Below are 14,788 nucleotides of genomic sequence, written 5' to 3'. Positions count from 1 at the left end.
TATGTGCGGGTTTTGCTGATTTATTTCATAACTATTTTTCTATCCAATACAGTTGGGGCGCTCTCTGGGATGGGTGGAGGCGTCATTATTAAGCCTGTTTTGGATTTTCTTGGGTTCCATTCGTTAAATAGTATTGCGTTCTATTCAAGTGTCGCTGTTTTTGTCATGTCCATTTCTTCGACTTATAAACAGTATCAAAATGGTGTCCAAATTGAATGGAAAAAAGCCGCGAGTATTTCGTTTGGTTCCTTAGTCGGCGGTATGTTGGGTGATTTACTTCTTAATCAGGCGATTGCACTAGCGCCAAATGAAGAAAAAGTACAACTAATCCAATATATCATCATGTTGCTGACCTTGGTTTTGGTTCTTCTCTACAATCAATTTTCCAACTGGCACTTACACCTCAACGGATTGAGCATTTTTCTGATTGTCGGATTAGGCTTAGGGATTCTATCAACCTTTTTAGGCATCGGTGGCGGTCCCATTAATGTAGCTTGCCTTATTCTCTTTTTTGGAATGGATATCAAATCAGCAACTGTTTATTCCATCATTACTATTTTTTTCTCCCAACTCGCCAAACTTGGCAATATCGGCTTGACCACAGGGTTTGCGGTTTTTGATTTGACAATGCTTTGGGCTATTATTCCTGCCGCTTTATTCGGTGGTTATGTCGGCGGTCTTTTCAGTAAAAAATTATCCCAACAACGGGTCGCCCAAATTTATAGTTTAGTTGTTTTTTTAGTTATTTTGTTAAATATGTATAATTTGTGGACTGTTATCTAAAAAAGAAGCGCTTTGTCGTATAGACAAAGCGCTTCTTTTTTAATTAAATCACTGTTAATTTAACATCTATATTATTTCTTGTTGCTTTAGAATATGGGCAAATTTCGTGGGCTTTTTTAACAAGTTCTTCTGCTTTAGCTTGATCTACCCCATCAATATGAACTTCTAATTCAGCACCAACGCTAAACCCATCTTCTCCTTGGAATAAGGATACACGTGCAGTTACTGTACTTTTACCTTCGACTTTTTCTTGATCCATCACTAATTCTAATGCACCATTAAAGCAAGCACTGTAAGCCGCTGCGAATAATTGTTCTGGATTTGTTGTATTTTCTTTCTTAACACCTGGCGAAGCAACCGCATAAGAAAATGATTTATCCGGTGAGTGAACTTCTCCTGCACGTCCACCCGTATTAATGATAGTTGTTTCATAGATTTTTTTCATGTAAATTCCTCTCCTTTGTAAAGTTTTACACTTCTGAGAACTTGTTACTTACATAATTATTGTAGGAAACTTTGTCAGATACAGCAAACGTTGTGCTTGTGAATAATAAAAAATAACATTTAACGTTGTATTTTTGACGTAGAAAAAGAACCCATTCTATGATAGGATAAAGTGAACTTGTACATTTGTACACAAACTATTTTACAAAGGAGACTTTCCCTTGACACACTTACTTGATTATCAACCATTAAACCTCTACACAAACTATCAAGAAGCCGCAGAAAAAACACCAACTGTTCCAATTATTTTTGATGAATCTTTGCCTGCTTTTCCTGCACTTGGCTTAGAAACAACTTATGGTGAAAGCCATCAAGAAATTTTGAAACGGGCATATCAATTAGCCGCTTTAGGTGTAAAAAAAGGCGACAAAATTATTATTTATAAAAGTCCTAAATTCGACACGTATTTACTAGCTGTTGCAGCCTCATATCTAGCAGCCGTTCCTGTAATGGTTTCATACCATTTACCTTTTGAAACAATTGAAGTATTCGTTGATCGTTTAGAAGATCCTTATATTTTATTTGATGATGTGACTGCTGAAAAAGTTCAAGCTGTTCGTAATAGCTCTGCCAATAAAAAACTTTCGGTTGCTTCTCTTTTAGAAGCTGATGCCACGGAAGTTCCTCAAGACGAACTGACTAAAGACGAAATTGCCTACATGACCCACACCTCTGGAACAACAGGTATTCCTAAACTTATCTGTCATTCCAATCACTCTATGGGTTGGCGTACAAAATGGCAAAAAACCATTTTCACAAAAATTGCTGAAAAGAAATTAGTTGGCTTTCATATTTCGCCAGTTCATTCTCGTTTTAACATTGGCGTGTCTTCTTTAATGGCCATGGGCTTCCCTATGATGCCTTTAGCAAATGCTTCGAGCGAAAAAGTCGCTGAAATGTTCAGCACCTATCAACCAATCGCTGTAGAAACACACCCCAATAACTTCGTTCAATGGGTTCGTTTGGCCAAAGAAAAACCTGAAGCTTTCGCTAGTGTCCATTATTATCATTCTACTTTTGATGCAATTAACAACGCTACAATGGTGGCTTTCTTAAAAGCATCTGCTGCCAATGAACCAATTTTCCTACAAGTTTATGGACAAAGTGAATGCGGGCCAATGATCTTACGAGCGCATACTTTAGAATCCCTAAAAGATTCAGATGCTCGTGACATGGGCGTTGGTTTAGAGGATTTAACACAAGCTCGAATTACCGATGAAAAAGGACAAGTTTTACCTGCGATGACGGACGGCCATATCCAATTCTTATCAAAAGGACGGGCCTTAACATATTACAAAGAAGATGCCCGCTTTACAGAAAATGTCTACGGCGAATGGTGGGACAGCGGCGATTACGGAATGTTAGATGAACGCGGCCACTTATTCTTGAAAGATCGCCAAGTAGATCTAATTGAAAACATCGACAGTAATTTAGCTATTGAAGATCATTTATTGGATGCATTAGATTTCTTAGAAGAAGTGATTATTGTCCGTGGCAAAGAAAATGAACCTCAGCCAATTTTAGCGGTTGTCCCTGGGGAAGAAATGGATTGGGACGCTTGGTGGACACAAGTAGCCGATTTACCACATTTAAACGAACCTATCATTATGGCTTTTGATGAAATCCCTCACACAGCTACTATGAAAGTGCAACGTTTACAACTAGAAAAATGGTTAAAAGAACAATAAAATAAAATTCTTTGTTAAACAGTGTTGGTCAAAAGAACGTTTAGACCAGCGTTGGAGCAAGTGGAACAGAAAGCTAAAAGTTAACTCGTTGCAGGTTATCTTAAGTTTTAAAAAGAGGGGCAGTCGTCGTTTTGACGGCTGCTCCTCTTTCTTTTGCCTACCGTTAATTAAATCCTTTTTGTGAAGAGCTTGACATGGGATGGTTCCCACAAATTATACTTAGCTTATTCAAAGAATGGAGTGAGCAAGTATGAAAATTTTAATTAAACAAGATTTCGACGCGATGAGCGAATGGGCAAAAATGTTACTTCTAAGCACGATGAGCCAAGATAAACGAGTGAATTTATCAATTACCGCTGGCAAAACGCCAACACTTGTTTACCAAAAATTAGCCTCGATTGTGAAAAATTCATCTGACTTTGATAATGTTCATTATTATAACTTTGATGAAATCCCCGTTCCTCATCAAAAGGAAGGCATTACTCTGACAGATTTGCGGACGCTGTATTTGACACCTGCAGAAATATCCGAGCAAAACATCCATCCATTAACTGTTGAAAACTTTCAACAACAAGAACAACGGATTGCTGACGCAGGCGGCTTAGATTTGATGTTAATTGGCTTAGGAGCAGATGGTCATTTTTGTGGGAACATGCCCACTACCACTCATTTTAAAAACGAAACCTATCAAGTGACCGTCACTGGTTCAGAGCCTTGGTTTGTTCCTGAAATGATGCAGCCAGGCATGACCTTTGTTACGATGGGGCCAGCCAGCATCATGAAAGTTAAGCATCTTGTCCTAATTGTAAATGGTGAACAAAAAGCTCAGATGGTCAAACAAGTACTCCAAGGACCTGTCACAGAAACGTATCCTGCTTCTATTCTTCAACTTCATCCAAATTTAACGGTTCTCTTGGATGAAGCCGCAGCGAGTCAATTAGAAAAATAAAAAATTGCGCCTATATTATGCTTCTCTGCATAGTCATAGGCGCAATTTTGTTATCATTACATGATTTTTTGATACTGACTGTATTTTAGCAAATTCGTCTGGGAAAGTGTAACACCAATACCAAGTCCCTGAGGCACGGTCATTGTCCCTTGCTCTAAAATAAAAGGTTCCGTGATGATATCTTCATAAAAATAGCGTTCCGTGGCTGAAATATCACCTGGAAAGGAAAAGGTAGGCTGTGACGCAAATTGCAAATTCAATGCGCGTCCAACACCAGACTCAAACATGCCACCTAACCAAACCAATAAATTATTTTCTTGGCAAAATGTGGCAATCTTCAACGCCTCGTGAATCCCACCTACACGAGGAATCTTCAAATTGATACTACGGCAACTGCCCAATGCTAACGCCACTTGGCAGTCTTTGAGACTACGAATATTTTCATCCAAACAAATTCTTGTTTTCAGTTCTCTTTGTAATTGTGCGTGATCTAAAAAATCATCTGCAGCAAAAGGCTGTTCAATCATCGCTAATTGATAGTGATCTAAACGTTGCAATTGAGGCAAATCTGCCAATGTATACGCTGAATTTGCATCGACCATTAAAGGCAAGTTAGGAAAATGCTGACGAATCAAAGCAACAGGTTCCACATCATAACCGGGACGAATTTTCAGCTTCACTCGTTGATACCCTTTTTCTACAGCTAACTGAACTTGTTTAAGCAATTGAGGTAAGTCTTTTTGAATCCCTAAACTAATCCCTACAGGAATTTTCCTCCGCGTTGGTCCAAAAAATTCAGTTAAACTCTTCTGTTGCCGTTTGGCATATAAATCCCAGATGGCAGTTTCTAACGCAGCTTTTCCCATCCAATGCCCTTTAACTTCTTCAAAAATTGTTGAAACCTCTTGCGGCTGTTCAATCGCTTCTGTTAAAAGTAACGGAATTAAATGCTGTTGGATGATGAAGCGTTCGGTTACCAACGTTTCTTGCACATAATCAGGTTGCTCAAAAGCCACTAATTCGCCAAACCCTTGATTTCCTTGCTCATCCGTTATTACAAATAAATCAAACGCTTTTTCTTCCAGGCGACCATAGCTCGTGACAAACGGCGTTTTTAAAGGCAAACGAACCTGATAGGTTTCAATTGATTGAATGTTCATTCAGATGGCTCCTTCCAATAACACTGTCACCTTTTCATAGAAAATCGTTGGTTGTTCCAAATGGATACAATGTCCTGCTTCAGGAAAAATTGTCAGCCTCAACAACGGTTGACGTGCCTGCATTTTTTTCGCAATTCCAATAAACTTTTGATCTTCGCCGCCTACCAATAAATCGGTAGGAATCGGCTGCAATTCTACTAGACGTTCCCAGTAACTCTCTTGCGCTCCTGTCCCCATATACCACAAACTACTAGCCAATCCAAAGGCCGATTGGCTCAAACGTTCCTGACGAATGGCCATTTGCTGTGCCACAGACAAGGCTTTTTGCGTTTGAAATAACGGTAATTCTTGCCAGAAATCAATAAAATCCACCAGCGGTTCCTCTAAGAGACGTTCCGCCAAACGATGATCTTGACAGATACGAGCCTGACGTTCTGTGGCGGTGGCTAAACCTGGTGATCCACTTTCCAATAAAAGATGCTGTACCTTTTGTGGATAATGTAATGCAAAACCTAAAGCTGTTCGAGCGCCCATTGAATAGCCTAATAAACAAAAGCAAGGCAAATTTAGCGATTCGGTTAGTTCAGCAAGATCATGGCAAACCTGTTTCATGGTATAACGCTCTGGTGCTATCAAACTAGCAGTCGCGCCATGCCCAGGTAAATCAATGCCTAAAACGTTATAAGGTGTTTGACTGGGAAAAACGGCTGCAAACGTGGCTAACGTTCCTGTGAAACCGTGTAAACAGACTACTGTCGTTCGCTTTGCATCAAAAGGTGTTAACCATTGATAATGGTACTGCATCCCCCGAATTAACCGTTCCATGAAATCCCCTGTCTTTCTACTCGTCTACCAATTTCAGCTAAAATTGATTCGTACAAATGAACATTCTCTTGGCGATTTCCTTTGACTTCGATCACTTGAAATTGTGGTTCTTCAGCCGCTGTTTGTAAAATTTGCTTGAGCTCCGCGATTGTTTTGACTTCTTGATACGAAGCACCGTAAAGTTCAGCAACTAACGAAAAATCTAAATCAAGCGGTGTTCCAAATAAAGGCTCGAAATCGTCCTCACGTAAAGTTCGTTGAGATAGAAAAGAGAAAATCCCGCCACCATTGTTATTTAATAAAACAATTGTTAACGGCAACTGATAACGTTTAGCCAAAAATAAACCATTCATATCATGATATAGCGCTAAATCACCAATCAGTAGAACGTTTTGCTGTGTCGGTGCTACGGCACTCATTCCTAAAGCAGTTGAAACAATCCCATCAATCCCGTTGATGCCGCGATTTCCAAACATCCGATAAGGGCGACTATCCATAAATCGATCTAAGTAGCGGATAGCCATACTATTAGATACAAATAACTGACCGTTCTCTTTCATTGTTTGGTGAACAGCTAAGCTGGCTGTTGTTTCATTTAATTCTGTCGCGTTCAGCGTTTCTAGAAGAACTTCAGAGACCGTTTTTTCTAGCAAGAGCCATTGTGCTAACCAAGTCGCTTCTGTTGATTTGACAACCGTTAGCAGTTGTTCTACAAACGTGGTTTCCTTTGCCTGAATAACTGTTTGTGATTTTTTCAATTGCTCTTGCCATTGCCCATTTTCGTCCACAAAATAAAAAGTAGTCTCTGTCGTTGCTAAGCGTTTCAACCATAACATGATGTTTTTAGAAATTGGCAGCGAACCAAAACGCACTACCACTTCTGGTTCTTGTGGCAAGGTCGCCACATTTAGAAACAGATCACTGTGTTCAATAACAACTTCACTATTTCGCCCATGTGTCACAATGTTTGCTAAAGGATCCGCTAGTAACGGCCATTTCAAAGCTTCGGCTAATTGAATAAATAACGCCGCTTCCTCCTCTGTATGACTGCCACCGACAACCAAGACGCCGTTTTTCTGGTACCATTGATCCGCTAACTGTTGCACTTGTTCTGTAGAAAGGATTGATTGACCAGCGAATAAAGCCGTTTGTTGAGAACTCTTTGTTTTTCTCTCTAAGTCAGGTAATAATGGTTCCCGCAAAGGAAAATTCAAATGAACAGGTGCTGCAGGCGTTTGTTGCGCGAATGCTGCTCCTTTAGCGCCTTGCCAATAGGCGTAATTCAACATCTCTTCTGTTGCTTCTGGCAAAGCCATTTCAACAAATAATTTCACGTGATTTTGATACATTCGTAATTGGTCCATGGCTTGAGGAGCACCAACTTGACGTAACTCATGCGGCCGATCCGTTGTTAAAACGACTAAAGGCACATGGCTAATATTGGCTTCGCAAATTGCTGGATAATAGTTTGCAGCTGCTGTTCCAGAGGTACAAAGTAAGACCACTGGTTTTTGACTCGCTTTACTTAATCCTAAAGCAAAAAAAGCAGCGGAACGTTCATCGACATCGACAAAAGTTTGGATTGCGGTTTCCCGATGAAGTAATAAAGCCAGTGGTGTGGAACGGGACCCTGGACTAATGACTGCTTGTTCAACCCCACTATTTTTTAAGCCTTCAATAAAGGCCGTTAAATAATCGGTCATTGTTTCTTGATGATTCATTAAACCTGCCCTCCAATTCCTCGTAACATCGGTTGAAATTTTATTTTCGTTTCTTCTCTTTCTAGCTCTGCTTGGGAATCCGCAACAATACCACAACCTGCATAAAGAACGCCTTGTTGACCAGCAAAGACACCTGAACGCAAGGCCACAGCGAACTCGCCACTATCATCATTCCCTGAAATCCAACCGATTGGCGCACCATATAACCCACGACTCCCTGGCTCATATTGTCGAATCCATTCGACTGCCAACTCTTTGGGCTCACCGCCTAAAGCTGGCGTTGGGTGTAACTGCATCACACTTTCCAAGAACGAAATTCCCGGTTTACGTTGACCCGAGATTGGCACATAAAGATGTTGTACATCTCGATTTTCCAAAATAATGGGTGCTTGAATACTGTTTTCAGAAGTCGTCATCTTCGCCAACTCTTTCGCTAAACGTTCCACCACAATTTGGTGTTCTCCGGTATTTTTGCGGTCTTGTAAAAGTTGTGCTCCTAAAGCTTTCGTTTCTTCTGGTGTTTGACCCGTTTTAATGGTTCCTGCAATACAAGCGGTCGCAAACGTTTCTTTAGTACCCAACAGAAGTCGTTCTGGTGTTGCACCAATGAAGCTTGTGTCTTTGGCTTCTAAAGCAAACAAATACGTATTTTGTTGTTGTGCCATTAAATTAACGAGCACTTGGTTACTTCGAATTTTTTCAGGACTGCTCACAGCAAGTTGTCGAGCCAAAACCACTTTTTTTAAAGGGCCATCTTCTCTTAAGACTGCTACGGTTTCGTTGACAGCTTGTAGCCATTCAGTCACGGCAACTTCTTCCTTGTCAATTTTTATTTCCGCTACAGCTGGCAACTCCTCACAGGTAGCTAACAAGCGATCAAACTGAGCCACCAAAGTCGACCAACGTTCCTCGACTTCTTGTTCACTAGAACCTGAAAAGTTCAGCGTTCCATAAATACGTGTACCTGAAAAAGTAAATAGAATACTTGGTAGATAAAACCAACCTTCCCCTAACTCTCCCCAGGCCTCAGTAGGCGTTTGTTCTGTATCAAAAGGCAAACCGCCAAATAGAAGAGCCCCCGTACCAGAAATAGACATATTTTGAAAACGAGTTGCCGCCTCTTTTTTTAAAAAGTTGTTCAATTGATGCGTTTCTGTTTCTGCGCCTTTTAAGATAGTTTCATATCCGAAGCCAACCAAAGCAAAATCTTTTTTCGGCGTTTGCCAAAAAAAACGTTCTCCTTGGTATGCCTTTTCACCAGCGGCAAAAATTGCCAAGGCTGTTTGTTCTGTTTCTAATGGAAAAACCCAACTGAACTGACGGGCATTCTTCTGATAGGCTTGTCGTAATTCATCAGGCAATTTCATCTGATTAAAAACGCCTCTCTTTCTTCTGTCATGAAACGATGTTTGGCAATCTTTCCACTTGCTGTTTGCGGGAAAGAATGACAAAAATAAATGCGTTTCGGTCGTTTATATTTTGCCAGTTTTCGTGAACACTGGTCTTGAATTTGCGCTAAGGTGATTTCTTGGTCACTAATCACATATGCAACTGGGACGGCTCCCCATTGCGCATCTGGTTCTCCTACAACTGCCGCTGCTTTAATTCCTGTTATCGCCTGTAACACCTGTTCAACCTCAGTGGGGTAAATATTTTCACCACCAGAGATAATGAGTTCACTTAAACGACTAACCAAATACAGGTAACCTTGTGCATCTAAATAGCCCATGTCGCCTGTTTTAAACCAACCATCTGCTGTCCATTTTTCAGGTTGACGCTGGTTAAGGTAACCTGAAACAACGTTTGGTCCCTTAAGTAAAATTTCCCCGACTTTCTTTTCTGGCTGTTCTTGTCCTAGTTCATCAACAATTTTGATCTGCATATCTTTTAACGGTTGCCCAGCAGAGCCGATTTTCAGCGCCGCATCTTCAAATTTCAAGGCAACAACTTGCGAACACGTTTCCGTCATCCCATAAGATTGAATAACTGGAATCCCTTTTTCCTCACACTGCGCTAATTTATCCGGTGCAATCGGTCCGCCGCCCAATAGCATTCCTTTAAAGCTGGCGCTGTAGCCAGCTTCAGGATAGACAAACAATAATTGTTGCAACATTGTCGCAACCACTGAAATGACGGTGCCACGGCCTTCTTGTAAATCTTGTGTCACTTGCTGTTCATCAAATTTATCGTAAAGGCGAATACTACAACCTAAGACGAGTTGTCGAACAACAATCGACAATCCGCTAATGTGAAATAATGGGACTGCACACAACCAACAATCTTCAGCAGTAATCCCCATATTTTCTTGAGTGCCTCTAGCACTGGCCAAATGATTTTTAAACCGTTGCAAGACCCCTTTAGGCTGTCCTGTAGTTCCAGATGTATACATAATAGAAGCCACCGACTCTAAGTCACTTGGCTGTTGAAACTCCTGATGTGAAAGACTATGCTGTTTTTTAATCATTGGCTGAACGTCGACAAAAGAAATTTCTTCTAACAAAGCCTGCGTTTCAGGCGCACCAATAATCGTTTTAACTTGCGCATCTTTTAACTGAAAAGTCAGTTCAGCAAGTGTCAAATGCGTATTTAAAAATAATAACTCTTTCCCCAATTCCCATAAGGCTAGAATTGAAAAATACAACTCTTTGCTGTTCTTACTGAATAAAGCCACACGTTTTTCTTCTGGTGCAAGCACCTGTTGATATGTGGCTACCCAATGGCTGACTTCTTGTTGCACTTCTAAAAACGTCCAAGATTCATCCTGAAAATAAAAAGCAGGATGATCGGGACGTTTTTGTACTTGTTTATTTAACCAAGTCATTGGTTTATGGGAATTTAGGGAATTGATCGAAATCTGGTGTCCGTTTTTCTTTAAATGCATCTCGGCCTTCTTGTGCTTCAGCCATTGTATAGTAAAGAAGTGTCGCATCACCAGCTAATTGTTGCACACCAGCCAAGCCATCTGTATCGGCATTTAAAGAGGCTTTAATCATCCGTAAAGCAATCGGGCTTTTGGTTAACATTTCTTCTGCCCACTCCATTGTCACATCTTCTACTTGATCCAATGGAACAACTGTATTAATCCAGCCCATATCTAAAGCTTCATGGGCAGAATATTGTTTACACATAAACCAAACTTCTTTCGCTTTTTTATGGCCGATAACGCGCGCCAAGTAACCTGAGCCGTATCCACCATCAAAGCTACCGACATTTGGTCCTGTTTGCCCAAACTTAGCATTTTCAGCCGCAATTGTTAAATCACAAACTAATTGTAAAACATTGCCGCCGCCAATGGACCAGCCTTTCACCATTGCGATTACTGGTTTGGGAATGACACGGATTAACCGTTGTAAATCTAACACATTTAAACGTGGAATGTTGTCTTCGCCAACGTAACCACCATTACCTCGAACTTTTTGATCGCCACCAGAACAGAATGCTTGGTCACCTGCGCCTGTTAAAATAATAACCCCGACATCTTCTTTATCACGACTAATGTTGAATGCATCAATCATTTCCATGACTGTTTTTGGTGTGAATGCGTTGTGAACATGCGGGCGGTTGATAGTAATTTTTGCTACTTTGCCTGCTTGCTCAAATAAAATTTCATCATATTCTTTAATTGTTGTCCAGTTTCTCATTAGGAAACCTCCTTCATTAATCTCATCTTTTCTATTATACACAAGAATCGGCACTTTAGAGAAAAAGTCGCTTGAATTTTAAGAAAAAACATGGCTATTTCAAATTTTCTTCATTCCTGTATAATAAATAAAAAACCTTTTATTCTCTCTTTTATTAGAAAGGACTGATTACTATTCATCTTTTAGAGTATTTAGGCATCACGATTCAACAGGTTTCTGCTGAGAAATGTCAGCTTACTTTAGCGGTAAAAGACGTGCATAAACAACCCTATGGCCTTGTCCACGGGGGCTTAAACGGCGTCTTAATTGAAACTGCCTGTAGTTTAGGTGCGAACGAAAACGTTCCTGAAAACACTTTTGCTGTCGGCATAGACTTACAAGTAAATCATCTTCGTAGTGTCCATGATGGTAGCCTTACCGTGATTGCGACACCCGATCACTCGGGAAAGACCCTTCAAGTTTGGGAAGCAAAAATATATAACGCAGACCACCAATTGACGAGCGTGGGGCGTTGTACCTTAACAAATCGACAAAAAAAACAGTAATCTTTACAGGTTACTGTTTTTTTGTTTATGGTTTTTAATAAGTAATTAGATTACTTCGTTTATTTAATTTTAGTACCAACCATTTGCTAACCAGAATGATTTAGCTGCATCCCATGAACCATAGCGACCTGCTACGTACTGATCTGCCACGCGTTCTTGGTTGGCAGGTGAATAGTCACCATTTAAATAAGAGGCAGATAATTGGTAACGACCGATATACTGACCGTTTGTTGCATCGTAAGAACCACTAGATTCACGTTGTGCGATCCACTCTTTTGCATCACTGCTTGCGGCAGGTGCTGCTGGTTGCGCTACTTCTTGAGCAACAGGTTGTTGTACTTCTTGTTGTACTGGTTGTGCAACAGGTTGTTCAACTACTTGTTGAACTGGTGCAACTTCTACAGCTGGTGCTGGAGTATTAGCAACTTCTTTTTCTGAACGAATAACTAATTGTTCTCCTTCAAAAATTAAATCAAGGTTTGGCAATTTGTTATCAGAAGCAATTTTTTGAATTAAGCTATTGTCTCCTGCAAATTGATGAGAAATTGTTGATAAAGTATCTCCTGCTTTAACTGTATATAAGCTTTCTGCGTTTGCGTCTGTTCCTAAGAATAATCCTAAACCTGCGGCCAAAGTTGTTCCAAGTAAAATCGTTTTGATTGATTTCATGTATGTTTCTCCTTTGTAATTAAAAATATTTGATTGTTGCTCTTAGCTCTCGGCAACAACCACGTCTGCTTCGCTTTATCGAAACGACTTCACATACTTTATCATCGAATGGCCGGCCGTAGGTGAATATCTCGTGACAATTTATTACTAGAATGTCGATTTTGTTACATTTTGTAATAAAAAGCTGCTGGAAGCTTGATATTATCCTGTTTATATTTTGCGAAAAAAAGTTAAAAAAACAGGATTTTATTTTTGAGAAACCGTTTTCTAACCCTTGATTAGCCATTAAATGTCGGTTTTTTTACATTCGTTTCAGTCAAAAAGTAACAAAATGTTAAAGATACTAGACATGAGAATGTTTTTTTCAAAAACTCACGCCTAAAAAGAACAGGTGTTTTCTTTGAATTTTTTTATCATTCACTATTTTTATTTTTCCTTCTATTATATAGTTAAATTTTTTATCGTATTCATTTTTCGATTCTGAAAAAACACTAAGCACTTCCTATTGAAACAAAAAGAGTTAAACAAAAAAATCTTATATTTTGCTTGTTATTTATTCATTTTAATCTTATTCAAAAAAGGAACAGCTAAAGCAACTATGAAAACAAAGTATTGAAAATAAAGCAGAATAAATATTCATTTTTATTGTAATTCACGAATAAAAAACAAACAATCAATCGAACGCTTGTTATTTAAAAACGTAATCAGTTTTTTCTCTTTCTATTTTCCAATCTATGAGTAATAAAATATATGAATCTACATTTAAGTCATTTTATTATCAAATATTCTGAATATTATAAGAATTGGAGTTTTATCTATGAGTGACAAAGAACAACTTGAGAAATTAGACAAATCCTTTCTGGGACAACCGAAAGGACTAGCAACACTGTTCTTCACAGAAATGTGGGAACGTTTCAGTTACTACGGCATGCGTGCTATTCTAATGTATTACATTTACGATACCGTAGCCAATGGCGGTTTAGGTCTCCCCAAAGCAACTGCCTTAGCCATCATGTCCATTTATGGATCAATGGTTTTCATGTCCAGTATCATTGGCGGTTGGGTCTCTGACCGTGTTTTAGGTTCAAGGAAAACTGTTTTTATTGGTGGTTTGTTAATCATTGCTGGACATATTGTTCTAGCTACCCCATTTGGTGTCCCCGCCTTATTCGTTTCTATTATGTTAATTGTATTTGGGACTGGGATGTTAAAACCAAACGTTTCAGGGATGGTTGGCCATCTTTATTCAAAAACTGACTTACGTAGAGATGCAGGCTTCTCCATTTTTTACATGGGGATTAATATCGGAGCCTTAATCGCTCCCCTTGTTGTCGGAACTTTAGGACAAGAATATAATTATCATTTAGGCTTTTCCGTTGCCGCAGTAGGGATGTTCTTCGGGCTACTACAATATTATTTCCAAGGACGTAAATCTCTTGCTGGGATTGGTCAAGCCCCAACTAATCCAATGTCTAAAGAAGAGCAAAAGAAATTTGCTAAAGCATTTATGTTGGCAATTGTCGTTGCTTTACTTATTTTTGGTGGCGCCTATGTCACAGGACATTTAACAATTGATTTCTTTATTAATACCATCAGCGTGTTAGGAATCCTGTTACCTGTTTATTATTTCAGCAAAATGTTAACGTCTAAAGATGTCACTGCTGAAGAAAAACCAAAAGTTCTGGCTTACTTGCCATTATTCTTAGCAGCAATTGTTTTCTGGTCATTGGAAGAACAAGGTTCGTCTATTCTTGCTCTATTTGCAAATGAACGGACGCAAACGAGTTTGTTTGGCTTCCCGATTGCCGCTAGCTGGTTCCAATCATTAAATCCTGTATTCGTAGTTATTTTGACCCCTATTTTTGTTACATTATGGACAAAACTAGGTAAACGTCAACCATCAACCGTTGTGAAGTTTTCACTAGGGCTAGTCTTTGCTGGTCTTTCCTTCGTCTTATTAATGTTGCCAGGTCTACTTTATGGTACCGAAGGACGGGTGAGTCCACTTTGGTTATTCTTTAGTTTCTTCATTATGATTGTCGGAGAAATGTGTTTATCTCCCGTTGGCTTATCGATTACTACAAAATTAGCACCGAAAGCTTTCGAAGCTCAAACCGTTGCTATTTGGTTATTAGCAGATGCCGCTTCACAAGCCATTAACGCTCAAATTGCTCGTTTCTATACACCTGGAACAGAGTCAGCATATTTTGGGATTGTCGGACTTGTAGCTGTCGTTGCCGGGATTCTCTTATTCATTGTGAAAAAACCAATCCAAAACTTAATGGGTGACGTCCGTTAAACCG

Annotated in this window: 13 protein-coding genes; 5 read left to right on the top strand and 8 right to left on the bottom strand. The window is 39.6% G+C overall.

What is annotated here, in order from left to right:
• The first annotated feature begins 12 nt into the window (after nt 1–12).
• On the top strand, nt 13–783 hold the full coding sequence (locus tag IGJ03_RS01690) for a sulfite exporter TauE/SafE family protein (protein ID WP_225581367.1): 771 nt from the start codon (nt 13–15) through the stop codon (nt 781–783).
• A 43-nt stretch (nt 784–826) separates the two neighbouring features.
• Here IGJ03_RS01690 and IGJ03_RS01685 read toward each other — a convergent pair whose 3' ends face one another.
• Nucleotides 827–1,228: an organic hydroperoxide resistance protein gene (locus IGJ03_RS01685; protein WP_002355332.1), complete on the bottom strand. Its 402-nt coding sequence runs from the start codon at nt 1,226–1,228 to the stop codon at nt 827–829.
• A gap of 220 nt (nt 1,229–1,448) precedes the next feature.
• Here IGJ03_RS01685 and IGJ03_RS01680 point away from each other — a divergent pair, with 220 nt between their 5' ends.
• Both IGJ03_RS01680 and IGJ03_RS01675 read left to right on the top strand, forming a co-directional pair.
• Nucleotides 1,449–2,975 (top strand): AMP-binding protein, encoded by a 1,527-nt coding sequence (locus tag IGJ03_RS01680; RefSeq protein ID WP_010777380.1) that lies wholly within the window; start codon nt 1,449–1,451, stop codon nt 2,973–2,975.
• Nucleotides 2,976–3,225: 250 nt separating this feature from the next.
• Complete coding sequence (locus tag IGJ03_RS01675) at nt 3,226–3,924, top strand: glucosamine-6-phosphate deaminase (RefSeq protein WP_002379076.1); 699 nt, start codon at nt 3,226–3,228, stop codon at nt 3,922–3,924.
• Between the two features lie 56 nt (nt 3,925–3,980).
• On the opposite strand, the gene menC is transcribed toward IGJ03_RS01675, so the two are convergent.
• From menC to menB, 6 genes are read right to left on the bottom strand one after another with little or no spacing between them, the layout of a single operon-like run.
• A complete protein-coding gene (gene menC / locus IGJ03_RS01670; RefSeq protein ID WP_010824382.1) occupies nt 3,981–5,084 on the bottom strand; it encodes an o-succinylbenzoate synthase in 1,104 nt (367 codons plus the stop codon).
• Nucleotides 5,085–5,909 carry a 2-succinyl-6-hydroxy-2,4-cyclohexadiene-1-carboxylate synthase gene (gene menH / locus IGJ03_RS01665; RefSeq protein ID WP_010822487.1) on the bottom strand — a complete coding sequence of 275 codons (825 nt, stop codon included), beginning with the start codon at nt 5,907–5,909 and terminating at the stop codon, nt 5,085–5,087.
• On the bottom strand, nt 5,897–7,630 hold the full coding sequence (gene menD / locus IGJ03_RS01660) for a 2-succinyl-5-enolpyruvyl-6-hydroxy-3-cyclohexene-1-carboxylic-acid synthase (protein ID WP_010822486.1): 1,734 nt from the start codon (nt 7,628–7,630) through the stop codon (nt 5,897–5,899). Before menD ends, menH begins: the two co-directional genes overlap by 13 nt.
• The gene (locus tag IGJ03_RS01655; RefSeq protein WP_010822485.1) at nt 7,630–8,997 is read right to left on the bottom strand and encodes an isochorismate synthase; all 1,368 of its coding nucleotides are present in this window, start codon (nt 8,995–8,997) and stop codon (nt 7,630–7,632) included. Before IGJ03_RS01655 ends, menD begins: the two co-directional genes overlap by 1 nt.
• Nucleotides 8,994–10,451, bottom strand: a complete 1,458-nt coding sequence (locus tag IGJ03_RS01650) for an o-succinylbenzoate--CoA ligase (protein WP_375804738.1) — start codon at nt 10,449–10,451, stop codon at nt 8,994–8,996. Before IGJ03_RS01650 ends, IGJ03_RS01655 begins: the two co-directional genes overlap by 4 nt.
• Before the next feature lie 4 nt (nt 10,452–10,455).
• A complete protein-coding gene (gene menB, locus IGJ03_RS01645) occupies nt 10,456–11,325 on the bottom strand; it encodes a 1,4-dihydroxy-2-naphthoyl-CoA synthase (RefSeq protein ID WP_016615932.1) in 870 nt (289 codons plus the stop codon).
• Nucleotides 11,326–11,435: 110 nt separating this feature from the next.
• On the opposite strand from menB, the gene IGJ03_RS01640 reads away from it, so the two are divergent.
• The gene (locus tag IGJ03_RS01640; RefSeq protein ID WP_156190052.1) at nt 11,436–11,816 is read left to right on the top strand and encodes a PaaI family thioesterase; all 381 of its coding nucleotides are present in this window, start codon (nt 11,436–11,438) and stop codon (nt 11,814–11,816) included.
• 69 nt (nt 11,817–11,885) lie between these two features.
• Here IGJ03_RS01640 and IGJ03_RS01635 read toward each other — a convergent pair whose 3' ends face one another.
• Nucleotides 11,886–12,485, bottom strand: coding sequence for a LysM peptidoglycan-binding domain-containing protein (locus IGJ03_RS01635; RefSeq protein WP_002355317.1), 600 nt, complete (start codon nt 12,483–12,485; stop codon nt 11,886–11,888).
• A gap of 817 nt (nt 12,486–13,302) precedes the next feature.
• Between IGJ03_RS01635 and IGJ03_RS01630 the strand changes: the two genes are divergently transcribed.
• On the top strand, nt 13,303–14,784 hold the full coding sequence (locus IGJ03_RS01630; protein WP_002355315.1) for a peptide MFS transporter: 1,482 nt from the start codon (nt 13,303–13,305) through the stop codon (nt 14,782–14,784).
• Nucleotides 14,785–14,788: the final 4 nt, after the last annotated feature.

This window comes from Enterococcus sp. DIV1315a, from assembly GCF_051712325.1.
Taxonomy (GTDB): Bacteria; Bacillota; Bacilli; order Lactobacillales; family Enterococcaceae; genus Enterococcus; species Enterococcus faecalis.
The sequence above is the reverse complement of the archived record's forward strand: the minus strand, read 5'-3'. Positions and strand labels throughout refer to the sequence as shown.